Origin of the sequence: Larkinella sp. C7 (assembly GCF_006149005.1) — a bacterium.
Lineage (GTDB): Bacteria > Bacteroidota > Bacteroidia > Cytophagales > Spirosomataceae > Larkinella.
On the sequence record NZ_VBSL01000005.1, the window covers coordinates 80,283 to 96,632 of the forward strand.

General features: G+C 52.1%; 12 protein-coding genes. 5 read left to right on the top strand and 7 right to left on the bottom strand.

The genetic code is table 11. From position 1 onward, the window contains the following. Nucleotides 1–113: 113 nt before the first annotated feature. The 3 genes from FH871_RS14060 to FH871_RS14070 form a co-directional block, all read right to left on the bottom strand. Nucleotides 114–3,665, bottom strand: a complete 3,552-nt coding sequence (locus FH871_RS14060) for a carboxypeptidase-like regulatory domain-containing protein (protein ID WP_138992068.1) — start codon at nt 3,663–3,665, stop codon at nt 114–116. A gap of 190 nt (nt 3,666–3,855) precedes the next feature. Next, the gene (locus FH871_RS14065) at nt 3,856–5,058 is read right to left on the bottom strand and encodes an MFS transporter (protein WP_138992069.1); all 1,203 of its coding nucleotides are present in this window, start codon (nt 5,056–5,058) and stop codon (nt 3,856–3,858) included. 185 nt (nt 5,059–5,243) lie between these two features. Beyond that, nucleotides 5,244–5,600: a hypothetical protein gene (locus FH871_RS14070; protein ID WP_138992070.1), complete on the bottom strand. Its 357-nt coding sequence runs from the start codon at nt 5,598–5,600 to the stop codon at nt 5,244–5,246. Nucleotides 5,601–5,857: 257 nt separating this feature from the next. On the opposite strand from FH871_RS14070, the gene FH871_RS14075 reads away from it, so the two are divergent. Both FH871_RS14075 and FH871_RS14080 read left to right on the top strand, forming a co-directional pair. Continuing rightward, nucleotides 5,858–6,574 (top strand): hypothetical protein, encoded by a 717-nt coding sequence (locus tag FH871_RS14075; protein ID WP_138992071.1) that lies wholly within the window; start codon nt 5,858–5,860, stop codon nt 6,572–6,574. Nucleotides 6,575–6,642: 68 nt separating this feature from the next. Next, nucleotides 6,643–7,095 (top strand): hypothetical protein, encoded by a 453-nt coding sequence (locus FH871_RS14080; RefSeq protein WP_138992072.1) that lies wholly within the window; start codon nt 6,643–6,645, stop codon nt 7,093–7,095. Nucleotides 7,096–7,097: 2 nt separating this feature from the next. Here FH871_RS14080 and FH871_RS14085 read toward each other — a convergent pair whose 3' ends face one another. Together FH871_RS14085 and FH871_RS14090 are read right to left on the bottom strand one after the other, a co-directional pair. Next, entirely contained in the window at nt 7,098–7,418 is a 321-nt protein-coding gene (locus tag FH871_RS14085) for a hypothetical protein (protein WP_138992073.1), read from the bottom strand. Between the two features lie 42 nt (nt 7,419–7,460). Then, nucleotides 7,461–7,928 (bottom strand): GNAT family N-acetyltransferase, encoded by a 468-nt coding sequence (locus FH871_RS14090; protein WP_171062845.1) that lies wholly within the window; start codon nt 7,926–7,928, stop codon nt 7,461–7,463. Between the two features lie 118 nt (nt 7,929–8,046). Between FH871_RS14090 and FH871_RS14095 the strand changes: the two genes are divergently transcribed. Further along, a complete protein-coding gene (locus FH871_RS14095; protein ID WP_138992075.1) occupies nt 8,047–8,814 on the top strand; it encodes a MerR family transcriptional regulator in 768 nt (255 codons plus the stop codon). 77 nt (nt 8,815–8,891) lie between these two features. Here FH871_RS14095 and FH871_RS14100 read toward each other — a convergent pair whose 3' ends face one another. Then, nucleotides 8,892–9,716: an alpha/beta hydrolase family protein gene (locus FH871_RS14100; RefSeq protein WP_138992451.1), complete on the bottom strand. Its 825-nt coding sequence runs from the start codon at nt 9,714–9,716 to the stop codon at nt 8,892–8,894. Nucleotides 9,717–9,827: 111 nt separating this feature from the next. Between FH871_RS14100 and FH871_RS14105 the strand changes: the two genes are divergently transcribed. Together FH871_RS14105 and pgk are read left to right on the top strand one after the other, a co-directional pair. Beyond that, nucleotides 9,828–11,828: a S9 family peptidase gene (locus tag FH871_RS14105; protein ID WP_138992076.1), complete on the top strand. Its 2,001-nt coding sequence runs from the start codon at nt 9,828–9,830 to the stop codon at nt 11,826–11,828. A 461-nt stretch (nt 11,829–12,289) separates the two neighbouring features. Then, the gene (gene pgk, locus FH871_RS14110; RefSeq protein ID WP_138992077.1) at nt 12,290–13,477 is read left to right on the top strand and encodes a phosphoglycerate kinase; all 1,188 of its coding nucleotides are present in this window, start codon (nt 12,290–12,292) and stop codon (nt 13,475–13,477) included. A 304-nt stretch (nt 13,478–13,781) separates the two neighbouring features. Here the strand turns inward: pgk and FH871_RS14115 are convergent, their stop codons facing one another. Next, entirely contained in the window at nt 13,782–16,232 is a 2,451-nt protein-coding gene (locus FH871_RS14115; protein ID WP_138992078.1) for an outer membrane beta-barrel protein, read from the bottom strand. Nucleotides 16,233–16,350 lie beyond the last annotated feature (118 nt).

Consider the following 16,350-nt stretch of genomic DNA (forward strand, 5'->3'; position numbering starts at 1 on the left):
TTCACGCTCAGCAATCCCGCAAAGATCCCGAATCATTTCCTGATAGCATCTTCCTAGGGCAATGGCCGGTTCAGTGAACACATCATCCGAATTGGGGCAAGCGGGCGGCCACCTTATTGCACCTGAACCAACTGAATGCCCAAAACCGGACGTCCATCAGCCGTAATGCCTTGTATCACCACGCGTACCGTCCGGACGACATCCGATAACGGAAACCGGAGCTGGCTGTGCCCCTGACCGTCGGTTTGCATCATGGGTTTCCAGTATAAGACGTCCCGGTAATCGACGGCGCCAGCAACAGCGCCGGTCGCTGCGTCCGCATCATAGCGGGGCACATAAAATTCGCGCTGCACCGACGGATACCCGATAAATTGAATCGGCGTCATGCCCGCCTGGGGTTTGGCTTTGCCCTGCATGGACCGTTTGCTTTTGGAGTAAAAAGCAATCACGCCATTCCCGCCCCGAACCCCGTAGATACCGGTTGTACCCCCATTTTTCAACAATTCGACCCGTTCCATATCCCCTGAATTGAATTGCATCAAAGCGGTTCCATCAGGGTCCTGAACGGGAATACCATCGATCAAATACAAGGGCTGCATTCCACTTTTGAAACTATTTACACCCCGGATAAAGACCTTGTAGCTACGCGCTTGTGAGGCTCCCTCACGGGTAATCGTCACACCTGGCAAGCGTCCCTGAATCATTTCGTACAGATTCGAATAGGTTGGCGATTTATCGTCGAACACCAGAACGGCATCAGCCCCGTTGTGCAAACTACGTTGTTGAATGTCCTCGGGCCTCTCCTCATTTTTTCGCGCCCGAACCGTCACTTCTTCCAGCACTTTCGTCGTTTTATCCCGGTAAAAATCGGCATTTGCTCCCTGCCGAATGCGGACCGCTTCCAGGTGAGCGCGCAACATTGACCCGTTGGGCGCAGTCGTTAGTTGACTGGATTCCCATTGTTGGCCGGGCCTTTCCTGAACCAGAAAGGCTTCTTTGGTAGTGATCTTTTTTTTGTAACGATCAGCGAGTTGCGTCATCAACTGAATGGTATCCGTAAGGGCCAGCCCCGCCAATCGGAACCGCCCCTGTTCGTCGGCGTCGGCTGATTTGACGAACGATTGCTTGGCGGCTGTCGACACCACGGTAATTTGCGCGCCGGGTATGGGTTGCTTTTTCGCATTCAAAATCCGGCCCCTGAGCGATACTCCGCCCAGCGAGTCTGTTTCCGGCGTGCCACTTACCCGGCGCCAGCCCTGCGTCAATAGCAGGTCGTCCAGCGCCTGGCGGGTTTCGGCCGAGTGATTCTCAACGTAGCGATTGGGATTTTCGATCCGTCCCCGAAGCTCTCCCGTTAGCAACAAGTGTGCCTGCAACGTCGCGTCGGCAGTATCATCCGGCACCTGGCCGGCATCGGTAATCGACGCCGACAAAGCACCTGAAGCCGGTAAGCCGTTATCGTTCAGCGCAATGCTCAGGGTAACCGGTTCGCGGGGCTGATACCGGTTTTTGTTGAAACCCATCCGCACACGAACCGGCGCAATAACCTCAGGCACAAAAATCAATCGCTCGGCCTGCGGCCGGGCGGTGGCATCGTACAGGGTGATTTGCGCCAGACCCGGCAACCAGGTCGTCATGGGTAAATTTACCTTCGCCACCCCATTTTGCAGGAGAATTTTTCGCTGATCGACCACCCGGCCATGCTGCTGAATCAGCATATACGCGGAGTCGCTAACGGCCCGGTTAGAATTCCTGATGGTCAACGCCAGATGGGTTGTATCGCTAACGGCATCGGCCGAAAGCAACAAACCGTCCGTTTCGGTTTTGGGCAGAGACACGCGTTGCGGCTGGTGGTTATATATTACTTCGGCGTAATACGTCCGCTGCGGTTTAGGCTCCATCGACACACTGGTCATGCCCTGTTGATTGGTCTTGAAACGAACGACTTCAACGCCTGAATCATCCACAATCCGTCCCGCAATGGACAAACCGTGCCCATGGGGCTGAACAATTTTTACGCCCAGACGCGCTGGCAATCCAGCAATCCAGCGCCCCCCTTCGGGCAAAATCTGAATGTCTAATGGCTGAGAAACCGAATCACTACGGATCGATACCTCGTTCCGAAGCAGATTATAGATCGCCACCGACCGCTCGAAAGCCGGGCGTCGCTGGGCATCATCTTCATCGGTATAGGCACGCAGGCGATACGTTCCCGTCGTGAGGGTATCCGACAGGCGGAAATTACCCTGGCCTCGTCCGTCCACGATCCGTACCCACTGGTGCTGCACGAGTTGGCCGGTTGACGTAAGCAGGTCGATCTGCAGGGCCGTTTCGCCACCGGCTCGCTGGTGACTAGCCGCGTCGAGCAAGTACGTACTCATCCAAAGCCGGTCACCAGTGGCGTAAAAGGGTTTGTCGATGTGCACAAACACACTGGGAGCCAGCAACTTGAATCGCTCATTGAAGGCCGCCGTGATCCGTCCCAGGGCAGTGTCGGGGGGCAGGAATTTTCCCTGGGTAGCCAACGGGGCGTTTGTCAGGGACACCTTTTCAGTACCGTCAGGTTTCCAGTCGGCGGGCAACATTGTCGATAGCCGGTCATTACCCATCGACCCTTTCGCTTCCATCCCTTCCGGCATCGTAATCACCCCATTGACGGTCATTTGCATTTGACCGCCCGGTAGTTTCATTTCCGTATAGGCGTAACGGGCATCGGGATAGGGCGAGAAATTCGAAACCGCATTCGTATAGAATACGATCAGTTTCATGGGCGAAACTAACCGGCGTTCGGTTGGTAATCGGCCGGGTTGAATCAACGTAGAAACCTGAACGGGAATCAATCGCTTGTAGTCGCCAACCGCAGCGGCCAGCGTAATGGACCGACGTTCGGGGGGGATCAGCCTGGTGACATCTTCCTGATAAACCTTAAAGCCGGCCTGCTCGAACGTATTATCGATCAGGCTGGCCATCAGGTGCCTGATCGACCCCTGGTAAGCCATCAGCCGGTTTCGGCGGAACCGGTTGGCCTGCCGTTCGTTCTCGGGTTTTACTTCTTCGAAACGCGCCGTACCCGCCGAAAAAACATTTCCTGACGGCGTGGCATCGAAATGCTGCAATGCATAAATCAGCCGATAGCCCAGTGCCTGATTTTCAATGATCAACGGCTCATTAGCCATCGCATACAGATGATCTTTATCCTCTTTAAAATGGAGAACTTCGCTGTTTACCAGCAAACATTGTCCGCCAAAAGGCTCGCCGAAGAGTAGCTTTTTAAACTGACGCAGGTGCCGCTCCCAGCCCTTCGGATTGCCCCGTACGGTGACGGCATCCAGCATTTGTACACTGGGTTCCAGCCGAAAACTGGCTTTTTGCGGAGACGCATTATCAAATCGAATTTTTTGTGTGGCGGGCTGATACCCAACGAATGAAGCGGCTATTTCGACCGTACCCAATGGCACACCGGCCAACGTATAAAAGCCCTTTTCGTCGGTGACTGCACCCCGCGTTGATCCATTCACATAAACGTTGGCAAATGGCATGGGTTTTCCCGTCGTGGCATCTGTTACATAGCCGGTTAAGACGGCAGTCGTTTGTCCATGAGCCAGCAGTGTCGATCTTAGAAGTAGAACGGCCGTAATCCAGCCGATAAAAAAAGAGCCACGCATAATTCTTAAATCACCCTGTCTAAAAAGAATTTCACTTTATAATTTTGAGGTTTGTTGATTGATTATTAGACAATTAAACACCAGCATCCTCGGGTACGCAATCTGCTCAATCCGTTCAATACTGGCCTCATTACCTTTAAGGCTTACTGGTTTGTCCTGAAAACATTGAGCAAAAAGCCCGTAAGTGCAGTTATCCCTTTGAAGCCGCTTTTCTTTTCATACCATAACTCACGGCCACCAACAACAACAGCACGGCCAGGCAGCCCAGAGCAATACGCAACGAAGCATGTTGCGCGATAAAACCCAATAAAGCCGGACCGGCCAGCATTCCGGTATAGCCCATGGTTGTGATGGCCGGTAAGCTCACGGTCGGCGAAATACCCGGCAGCCTTCCCGCCTGACTGAAAAACACGGGCACAATATTGGCGGCTCCCAGGCCTAACAGAACGAAGCCGATTAGCGCCCCCAGGACCCAGGGACTCAGGACGGCGATGCCCAGACCCACAGCCCCGAGCAAGCTGCCTCCCACCACAACCGTTTTTTCGTTCAAACGGGCCACCAGTTTATCCCCCACTAACCGCATCGTCGCCATGGCAATCGAAAAGGCCGAATAGCCGACACCCGCAAATTCCGCTTCGATTCCTTTGTCATCCCTCAGAAAGATGGCACTCCAATCCAGAACGGCCCCTTCGGCCAGAAAAATAGCGAAGCACATCAGTCCCAGAAAGATAACCCTGCCGTCCAACCAACTAAACCGCCGGTTAACCGCCGTCGGTTTCTCATCGGTTGCCGAAAAGTGGGCGATCGCCTGTTGCTCTACCGCTAAAGGAAACAAGGATTGGAATTGAGTCAGCGTGATCAGGATCATCAAGGTGGCAATGCTGATGGCGGCATAAACGGGGTTGAGTCCCAGTTTGATCAAAAAGCCCAAACCGAGGGAACCCAGCAGTCCACCCACGCTAAAAAGGCCGTGTAGGGACGACATGATGGGCCTTCCGTAGAGGTTTTGCACCTGAACACCGTGTGCATTCATCGCAACGTCAATGGTGCCAATGCTGGCACCGAATATAAATAGCATTAGGGCCATCGCCGATGTGGAGGGAAGGATGACCAGCAGCGGTAGGGCCAGTGCCATAACCAGCGCAGAACCAGCTATGACGATGCGGCTGCCAAAACGTCCCACCAGCCAGCCGGAGATGGGCATCATCAGCATAGACCCCCCACCCAGCATCAATAGTAAAAAGCCCAGCTTGGCGTCATTCAAGGCTAAGCGATCTTTGGCAAAGGGAACCATCGGAGCCCAACTGGACATGCCCAAACCGCAAACCAGAAAAATCAATTGAGTGGCCAGACGGGCTTTCAACACCTGCCCAGATGGTAGGGCTACATTCATGGAATAACGAAGGAAGATAAGGACTTCATCGGTTAGTGTTCAATCGAATTCTAAAGTCATTTTGGGCAGATTTTTACTCAGGACGCGGATGGAAGGCTGGCCCTAAGGAAAATACAGCAAAAAAACCGCTCCAGAAATGTTGACCATTTTCGAAGCGGTTTCACTACCAATACCGTTGCCCCTTTTTATCGGGACGTATCAGTGCATTTATACTGTTGCCAGTGGATTGCCGTCGTAATCCGCAAACTGCTGTTATTTTCAAAGGGTTCGATCAGGTTCCCTTTGTAATAACAACCGTCTTCTCCACTCATGATATCACCCGGCGCAATCACCAGCGGTGTACCCGTAGCGGGAGTGGCATTGCCAGTGGATTTAACAATTTCAGCAAATAAAGTAAAGCCGTTCGGACATCCTTCGATCAGCGAACTTACCCCCAGGCAATTATCCGGCCGGTGATCAGGTCGGGAACAGCTTCCAAACAAACCAGTCAAAAATACAACACTGAGGCTGGCACTGGCGACACGCGTAAAGGTTTTTTTCATCTGTAAAGAAGGGGAGTTTAGTGGTGTAATTAAAAACGGGGATGAGCCACTAAAGTACTTATTTTTATATATAAATTACTAAATACAGTAACTTAGCTCGTATCAAATAAAATGGATAAGCCCACTAAATCGGTTTCCTTCCTTTCCACCTCAACGAATCTGCCCTCCTCACTGAAAATCTTTCCCGCATTATGAGTAACTTAAGGCTGGAATTAAAACCGCTTCGGTTATTCCTGTAACCCTTTTCGGCTGTTCCTATGTTGTATCGTTTTCTCCTCCTGATTGGTTTGCTGGGCACGCTGCCGGTTCGTGGCCATAGCCAGTGTGTCGTTACGCAGGATGCGCAAAAGCGGGTAATCACCACCTGTCGCTATTATGATTCCAAAGGCGGATTGCTCATGAACCGGCCGGATCGCAGTCAGAGCATAACGCAGGTGACCTACCTGGGCAGTGAGTATTTGACCTTTCCCGTCTGGCAACCCGGTACGCTGGAAACCGGTGATTCGAAAAAGCCCATCCCCTGCCTGATCGCCTTTAACATCGCCACCAACGTCGTCAAGTGCCGGTTTGAGGGCGATGAGCAGGAATACGAGGTTCAGCCGGATGCGTTTACGGTCAATGACATGAAGTTTATCAGTCAGGTCAGCCAGAAGGGCGGCCAGACCAGCCGGGCCTACTACAAGGTTTTGTACGCGGGTAAAACCCGGGTGCTGAAACAGCTTCGCTGCAACCTGATTGTGCCGAAAAGAGAAGCGTATACCCTCGATGATCCGTTCGACGGGACGTTCCGGCGCCAGAAAACCTATTTTATTCAACGAAATAACGACAGACCCCGGACGGTGAGTTTGTCCCGCAAATCCGTCCTGAGCGTGCTGGATGATCCGACCAGCCGGCTCAATCAGTACCTCACCCAACGGAAACTGGATGTCTTACAACTCGTCAATGCGGTCGCGTATTATGACGGATTTCAGTGAGGAATACATAACGATACATGCGATGTCAACCCTGAGTTTTCCCGGCCTTTCTCAATTATCTATCAACAATGAAACCACTTTTTTTCTTTCTGCTGATCGGTTTTCTGGCTTGCAAGCATGATGTCGATTGCGAAACAATGGAGGATGAAACAACCGGGATTATTACCGCCGTTTTGTCTGACCGTGTTGCCTATGATCAGAAAATTGGCGATTTAGGCAGATTTGGCCTGCGGATTTCAACAGCGGAGGAATTCCAGCGGGTATTTGACCATTGCTGCGCCGGGCGTCTGGAAACCATCGATTTTTCCAAAAACGACGTCCTCGGCCTTTCGACCGTCAACCGGGGGTGCAAAAGCACTTATCAGTTGGATGTGCAACGTGACGATGCCACCAAACGTGTCATCTACACGGTGACCGAGCGGTATTGCAGACGCTGCTCTCCCTCAGATGGACGCGGGAACTACGTGGTGATTCCGAAAGTGCCGGAAGGATATGAAGTGAAGTTTGTGCGGAAAAATTGATTTCACTCCGCTCCTTCAAACAACTCTACATTGTTCACCGCCCACTCGCCCGCAATCATGGGCATGCCCCGCAGAACGCCCCGGTTATTCGTACAAATCAAATAGAGATCGCCGGATTGGAAGATGGCCACGATCGTTTCGCCGGAGGTCTCGGACGGTTTGCCCACGGTTTCCGTAATCCGCATCCCATTATCATCGAACGTGATAGAATAAATGCGTAAATCAGTGGTTTCGTAGCGGTGTTTCAGCATGGCCTTCCGCAAAATGCCGTGGACCTTTTCTGCTTCTTCGGTATTTTTGGTAGCGGGAACAAAAAACTTCATTGTGTATTGTTTAGAGTGCATGGTATACGGTTTTCCGTAACCCTATTTCTTCCACATCAGCGTACTGCGTTCCTGGTCGACAAAACCGGCGGATTCGTACAACAGTTTAGCGCGGGTATTGTACTTTTCAGTTTGTAAAAGGATGACCGACACACCGAGTTCGTCGGCGGCTTTTTGCAGATTTTGTAAAACCTGTCGCCCCTTCCCTCCGCCCCGGTGTCTCTCTTCAATGAACAGTTCGTCGATCAGGGCGGTTTTGCCACCAAACTCGTAAGCAAAACCGTAGGTCAGGGCCGCGTAGCCCACCGGTTTATTCTCCAACTCAACCAACCACAGCGAGCCCAGCGACGGATTTTCCAGGACTTGCCGAATGAGCGTCTGGCGGAGTGGCCGGTCGAACGGGTAGTTGAAATGTCGGCAAAACGTTTCCATCATCCACAGAACGGCATCGGCGTCGGCGGGTGTTCGGGCAAGTCGGATTAGGTCCGGAATGGGTGCGTGGGTTTCCAAGGGAGTTGATAACTTCGGTAAAATACGGTAAAGTTTAAAAAATACTTCATTTTTTTCTTGACTCTCCCCTTGCGTCATAGCCTACCTTTACACCGTCAACATCGGCAACGTCCTGAAAATGAAAACGTATTCGGTCAAAAAACTGGCGAATCTGGCGGGGGTCAGCGTGCGCACGCTCCACCACTACGACCGCCTGGGCCTTCTCAAACCGTCCGTTCGCACGGAAGCCCGGTACCGGCTTTACGGCGAAAAAGAGCTCATCCGACTGCAACAGATTCTCTTTTACAAGGAACTGGATTTTCCGTTGCTGGAAATCCGGCAGGTACTGGAAGACCCCGATTTCGATCTCGTCAATGCGCTAAAAAGTCACCAAAATGCATTGAAAGATCGACGCGACCGACTCACGACCTTGCTGAGTACGATTGACAAAACCATTTCAAAACTAAAAGGAGAATCCATCATGCTAACAGACGAAGAATTATACGAAGGCTTCCCGAAAGAAAAAGCAGAAGCCTACCGACAGGAAGCCGTCGATACCTACGGCGCCAAAGTCGTGGAAGAATCGGAGAACAACATCCGTCAACTCAGCAAAACCGAGTGGGCCACTGCCAAAGCCGAGGGCGAGGAAATTGCCCGAAAACTGGCGGAATTGATGTACCGTGATCCGGCGGATGCCGACGTTCAGCAACAAGTCGCCCGCCATTATGCCTTCATTCAACGGATGTGGGGCGATTCGGTTTGCAACGGCGACAGGCTGGCGGCTTACCGGGGACTTGCCCAGTTGTATGTCGACGACCTCCGCTACACCAGCCACAACGGCATCCCCAACTCCGACTTTGCCCAGTTTTTAAGCAAGGCAATGAAGCTTTTTGTGGACGGGAGGTAGTAAGCGGTTTACGGTATACGGTTTTCAGTAGCTGACGCATTACCCTTCGCAAGCTACTGAAAACCGTATACCGTAAACTATCCCTTCCTGTCAAAATACATCCGCATGAATAAAAACTGGTAATGAACGGCGTTGTTCCAGTAATTCCAGTTGTGAGCGCCGGGGCGGGTGATGTAGTCGTGGGCGATGTTCATGTCCAGCATTTTCTGGTGCAGGTTGGTATTGACCCGAAAGAAAAAGTCGTCCGTTCCACAGTCGATGATCAAAGCCTGTGAGCCGGGCGTCAGCAAATGAAGCAGGTTAATGACGGTATGCTGTTCCCAGCGTTCCGGGTTTTGGGCGTAGGTTCCCAGCCACTTCGCCATATCCCAGTTGTTCGGAAACGGCCGGATATCGACGCCCCCGCTCATGCTGCCCGCAGCGCCAAATACATCCTGATGCTTGAAGGCGAGGTATAACGCGCCGTGTCCGCCCATGCTCAGCCCCGTGATGGCCCGGCCCGTGCGGTTTTTAATGGTTTTGTAATGACTGTCTACCCAGGCCACCAACTCTTTGGCAACGTAGGTTTCGTATTTGGAAGCAGGATCGACCGGGCTGTCGAAATACCAGCTTGAAGCGTTGCCATCGGGGCAAACGATTATGGCCTGATAGGTGTCCGCCAGGTTGCGGGTAGCGGGTGCTTTTTTGACCCAATCGCCGTAAAAACCGCCGTGTCCATGCAGCAGATACACCACTGGAAATTCCTTGCCAGCCGCGTACGAATCCGGCGTAAGCACCACCGCTTTGATGGTTTTCTTCATGGAAGGGCTGTAGGTATCGACGGTATCGATTTTGGTTGCCCAAACCGATTGGTGGAGACAAACAAAACTGGTCAGAAGAAATAAAAAACGGGAAAAGGTCATGTTGTAGCTGGTTCGATATGGAAGTCGTTTCATTCGTTAAATGGCTGCAAAATAAAACCATTTCCAAACTTTTTGTATCTTCATGGGCTTATTCCTCTTCAAAACAAACGCATGAAGTTCATTTTCTTTCTTTGCCTGCTATCCGGCACGGTTCTGGCGCAGACACCCGCCAAACGCCCTATTGTTCCTTCCGACATCCTGAGATTACAGAACATCACCGACCCGCAGGTTTCGCCCGACGGTCAGTGGGTGGCGTATACGCTGTCGACGGTAGACAAGGATAAAGACAAACGCAATTCCGACGTCTGGATGATTAGCTGGGACGGCAAACAGTCGGTCCAGCTGACGAGCAGCCCCGACGGCGAATCTTCCCCCCGCTGGAGTCCCGACGGGCGGTTTATTTCGTTTGTCGCTACCCGCAACGGCGACAAAGACAGCCAGTTGTGGCTCCTCGACCGCCGGGGTGGTGAAGGCAAAAAACTCACCGATCTGAAAGGAGAACTGGAAGAATATGAATGGGCTCCCAACGGCAAAACCGTTGCGCTGGTCATTCGCGACAAAGACTATTCGGATTCGGCGAAAACCAAAATCCGAACCCCATACGTCATCGACCGCCATCATTTCAAAGAAGATCGAAAGGGTTATCTCGACCGTCGGGCCGCTCACCTCTATGTATTCGACGTCGAATCCAAAAAACTCGATACGCTCACGGCAGGTACCTACGACGAAACCGCCCCGGTTTGGTCGCCCGACAGCAGGCAGATTGCCTTCGTCAGCAACCGCAGTGCCGATCCTGACAAAAACGAAAATACCGACCTGTTCGTGATCGAAGCCCGGGCCAAAGCCCCGATGAAGCAACTAACGACCTGGCCCGGGGTTGATAACAACCCGGTCTGGAGCCCCGACGGGGCGCAAATTGCCTACCTGCGCTCGACGGCTTCGACCAATTTTATCATGTACGATCAGCCGGTTTTAGCGGTCATTTCGGCCGACGGCGGTGAACCCAAACTGATTTCAGCGGCTTTGGATCGCCCGGTTCGGAATCCGCGCTGGTCGGTCGATGGCAAATCCATTGCGGTTTTGGTGGACGACGACCGCCGAACCTACGTTGGTGCGTATGAACTGGCGTCCGGCAAACTCAACCGCGTGGCCCACGACGATTGCGCCTATGCCGATCTGGAGCAGAACCCGAAAGGCGGCTGGGCAACGCTGATGAGCAAACCGCAATTGCCGGCCGAACTCTATGCCGTCGAAAACGGAAATGTCCGGCGATTAACCACCATTCAGGATGCGTTTGTCGCTCCGCTTCAACTCGCTACGGTTGAGGGCTTTACGTCGCGCAGTAAAGACGGAACGCAGGTCGAAAACATGCTTTTCAAGCCCGCCAACGTGTCGGCGGGTCAGAAAATGCCGACGATTCTCTTCATTCACGGCGGCCCGGTGGGTCAGGACAATTTCGGTTTCGACCTTTCACGGCAAATTCTGGCCGGGGGCGGTTACGTGGTCGCGGGAGTGAATTACCGGGGCAGCAGCGGTCGCGGACTGGCGTTTTGCAAAGCCATTTACGGCGACTGGGGCAACAAAGAAGTAGCGGATATTCTGGGAGCGACCGATTACCTCGTTGCCAAAGGCATCGCCGACCCGGCTAAATTGGGCATTGGCGGCTGGAGCTACGGTGGTATTCTGACCAACTACATCATCGCCACCGACCAACGGTTCAAGGCAGCCGCCAGCGGGGCCGGGAGTTCGTTGCAGATGACGATGTACGGTTCCGACCAGTACGTCAACCAATACGAAAACGAGTTGGGAACGCCCTGGAAAAATACCGACAAGTGGCTGAAAGTCTCCTACCCGTTCCTGAAAGCCGACCGCATCAAAACCCCGACGCAGTTCATGGGGGGTGAAAAAGATTTCAACGTGCCGATTGCCGGGAGTGAACAGATGTACCAGGCTCTCAAGTCGTTGGGCGTACCGACGCAGCTCATTATTTATCCCGGCCAGTTCCACGGCCTTTCGGTTCCGAGCTACCAAACCGACCGTTTCGACCGGTATTTGAAATGGTTCGACCAGTATCTGAAGACGTCGGTAGCGGTTTTAGGCAGCGGCAAATGATGGGTGCAGGTGTTGTTTTTTGCCCCGAATTTGATCTGCAGTCAAACCCGCCCTACGGTCAAAGATTTGCACGGAGGTATTTTCCGACCCCGTTAGGGGCAATACAGCGCAGCGTCGGTAGCCAAAAATGTAAATTTCACCAACCGCGCGTGCCTTTGGGTACGCAACCATGCGGAGAATCGTCGCGTGCCTGACGGCACGCTGCTGGAAAAGAGCTCGGCTGGGCTACCGACGCTGCGCTGTATTGCCCCTGACGGGGCAGAAAATGGGTCGTTTCTGTATCAACCTGCACTAAAAATCACCAAAGAATATTACCCGCAAAATCCAAAAGTTCACACTTGCAATTGCAACTTAACCTTTAAAATTAGAACAAATCAAATAAGCTACTCTCCAAATTGCTACGTTTAAGCAAAAACCCCTAAGTTCGGGCGGATTTTGCCAACTAACAGGAAATCTGTCGTATGAAAACTTTAGACTCTTACAATTTTTCCGGTAAACGCGCCCTGATTCGGGTTGATTTTAACGTTCCGCTGAACAGCAAATTTGAGATTACGGACGATACCCGGATGAAGGCTACGTTGCCGACCATCTCTAAAATCCTGAAAGACGGCGGTTCGTGCGTGCTGATGTCGCACTTAGGCCGGCCCAAAGGCGGTCCTGAAGATAAATATTCGCTGAAACACCTGGTGGGACCATTGTCCATCATGCTGGGCGTATCCGTAAAATTTGCCGACGATTGCATCGGCGAATCGGCCAAAGAAATGGCGGATGCGCTGCAACCCGGTGAGGTGCTGTTGCTGGAAAATCTGCGGTTTTACAAGGAAGAAGAAAAAGGAGACGTTGCTTTTGCCGAGAAACTGTCGAAACTGGGCGATGTCTATGTGAATGATGCCTTCGGAACGGCCCACCGCGCCCACGCTTCCACGGCGGTGATTGCCCAGTTTTTCACGGACAAGGTCTGTGGTTATGTCATGCAGGCAGAACTCGACAACGCCCAGCGGGTGCTCGACAACGCCGACCGTCCGTTCACGGCCATCATGGGCGGGGCCAAGATTTCGGATAAAATTCTGATCATCGAGAAGCTCCTCGACAGTGTCGATAACCTGATCATTGGCGGAGGAATGTCCTATACGTTTACCAAAGCTCAGGGTGGCAAGATCGGCAAATCACTGCTCGAAGCTGATAAGCAGGAACTGGCGCTGGAACTGCTCGAAAAAGCAAAAGCAAAAGGTGTTCAGGTGTATTTACCCGTCGATAATGTTATTTCTGACGGTTTTTCGAACGATGCCAACCGCCAAATCGTTGCAACCGGCGAAATCCCGGATGATTGGGAAGGTTTGGACATCGGCCCTGACACCATTGCCCTCTTCAGCGATATCTTGTCCAAGTCAAAAACCATCCTCTGGAACGGCCCGATGGGCGTGTTCGAATTCCCCAACTTCGCCATCGGCACCAACGCCATTGCGGATGTGGTCGTAAAAGCCACGGAAGACAACGGCGCGTTCTCGCTCATCGGCGGTGGCGACTCGGCTTCGGCCGTCAACAACGCCGGGTATGGCGACCGGGTGAGTTACGTTTCTACGGGCGGAGGTGCCTTGCTGGAGTATATGGAAGGCAAAGTGTTGCCGGGTGTGGCCGCTCTGGACTAAGAAACTACAATTAATCGAATAGTAATTATCATTTAGAAAATCACAAAAAAGGTCACCAAAAGTGACCTTTTTTTATAACATTTTAATCAAAACCCCGTCTGTGGTATAAATATATTAAATGTATATACATCATGTCACCATTGAAATTTTGAAATGGGTGAAGGTTACCGTACTTTTAAAAATCAAAAAAGCCACTCCTCAAGGTGGGAGTGGCTTTCTGCTTTCTTAACCTAAACTAATTATCTATTAAAGTAACGGCGGACGGACCAAATACCGTCCGCCGTTTGCTTTATTTAACTTTTATTTAATTATTGCCCCCGCCGGCCCGGTTGCGCTCGGCCTCCGTGCTGGTGCTGCGCTGACGGGCCGCCTTGACATTCTGGTTGCCAAACCGGTACGTAAACGTCAGACGGGCAATGCGGCTTTCCCAGCGGGCCCGCACCCGGAAGTTAATGTCCTGGTAGACCGCTCTCCCTTCAAACTTATTCAGCCAGAATGGGTCGTTCACGTTCAGTTTCAGCGTGGCCTTCCGGTTCATCAGCGTTTTCTGCACCCCGATGCTGAAGGCCCCCATTGGTTTAGCCTCGTAAAAACCGTACAGATTTTTCGAGTTATACCAGCCGGCAATTTCGGCGCTGAACCCCTTCGGCAGCACAAAGTTCTGGGACGTGTAGAGGTTATACGACACAAAACTCACGTTGTACTGCGCTCCCAGGTAAGGCGAATCATACTGGTTGTAAATCACGCCAATGTTGTTCTGCATGTTCCACCACTTGTTCACCGCCACCGGGAAGCTCGCCGTCAGGTTGACGTTGTTCTGCGTGGCCAGGTTGTCGGTGGTGACATACGTAATATTCTCCTCGGCAATCTGACCCGGTACTTCATTGACAATCACGTCCGTTGTCCGGCTATAGCCCAGCGTCGTCGAGAACTTGCCCTTGTAGACGTGCGTCAACTGAAACGAATTCGTGAACTGCGGTTTCAGGTACGGATTGCCCTGCTGGTACGTGTACGGATCCAGGTAGAACCGGAACGGGTTCAGATTCTGGTAATTCGGACGGTCGATCCGGCGGCTGAACGAAAGATTCAGCACGTTGTTGGTATCGATCTGTCGGGATATGAACATCGTTGGGAACAAATTCGTATAATTCCGGTCGACAATTTTATTCAGCGTAACGGAATTGCCCCGGGAATGCGTGTTTTCCAGTCGCAAACCCGCCTGAATGCTGGTTTTGCTGTTCAGTTTGCCCGCGAAATTGACGTAAGCCGCGTTGATGTTTTCGGTGTATTTGAACTGGTTGCTTTGATTGGGATTGAACACCCAGCGACCGTCGACATAATCTTCGTACGTCAGGTTGTTGTCCGAGTTGACAAAGCTGGTTTTCACCCCGGTTTCCCACTTTCCGATTTTGGAAGGATGCACGTAATCCGACTTGAATGCCCAGATTTCGATGGTCGACGGCATGTCGTTGCGAACCTTGGCGGTGGGCTGAACGATGCTGTCGTTGGCGTTGGTGTAGGTCGTGCTGAGGTTGTTATACGAATCCCCGTTGAAGCGGGAATAATCGAGGTCGGTCGTCAATTCGCGGCCTTTGCCGTCGAAATCGTACTTGTAGTTCAGGTTTCCCGTCACGTTCGACCACTTGTTTTTTACCGAAACATCGGTGGTCGGTTTCAGCGTAATCTGGCCCAGTTCATTCCGGATAATCGAGTTGTTGATCCCGTTATCCTGCCGCCAGTCGTTGATAAAACCGGTCGCCAGCACACCAATCGTACTTTTCTTGTTGATGAAATAATCGACACCCGTCCGGAATGTATGCCCGTCGAAGCGGTTGGGGCGGAAAGAAGACTGGTCGAAATAGGTAATTTTGCCGTTGTAGGGAATAATCCGGTCCAGGCTGTTTTCCTGAAACCGCCGGTTGTGAAAGTAGCTGTAATTGCCAAAGGCGTTGATTTTGCCGACGCGGTGATTCAGGTTCAGGCTGGCGTTGGCTTTCTCATACCGACCGTAGCCCAGCCCGGCGGTAGCCGTTCCGTTGGTGCCGAAATTCTTATTTTTCTTCATCCGGATGTTGATGATCCCCACGTTGCCGGCGGCATCGTATTTGGAAGAAGGATTGGTAATGATCTCGATTTTTTCGATGTTATCGCTCGGCGTATTTTTCAGCAGATTGGCCACTTCCTGACCCGACAGGTACGTCTGTTTGCCGTCGATCATGACGATAACGCCCGCTTTTCCTTTTAACTGGATGTTGTCATTCTGGCGGTCGATGGTGACACCCGGTGCCTTTTCCAACACTTCCAGGGCCGTGCTTCCACTGGCCACAATGCTGTTTTCCACGTTGACCACCGTCCGGTCGATCTCCTGTTCGATGAACGGTTTCTTGGCCACCACCTTCACCTCGTTCAGACTTTTGGCTTCTTCCACCATCGTCAGCGTCTTCACCTGCACCTCCGGATTGGCGGCATCGATCGCGAACGGTTCTGAATATACTTTCTTGAAACCGACCAGCGAAGTGGCCACCCGGTAGCCGCCATCGGCCACATTGTCGAAATCGTATTGTCCTTTGTCATTGGTAATCACGCCTTTCACCAGCGTCGAGTCTTTGGCCTTTACCAGCAGGATGGTGACAAATTCGGACGGTTTTTGAGTGGGGTCAATGACGAGTCCACGAACTTTGCCTTTCGTCGGGGTCTGGGCGATTGCCGCCGTCATAACCAGCCACGCACCCACAGCGGTGATAAACGTTTTCATAGTGATGTATTAGTAGGTTGTTGTTTACGGAGTATGCTTCAAAAGTGTTGTTTACAGTTCGGATCAGATCCGGGGTACGTGGCAAAGTTAAGTAGTAGGTATTACATAGAACCTTATC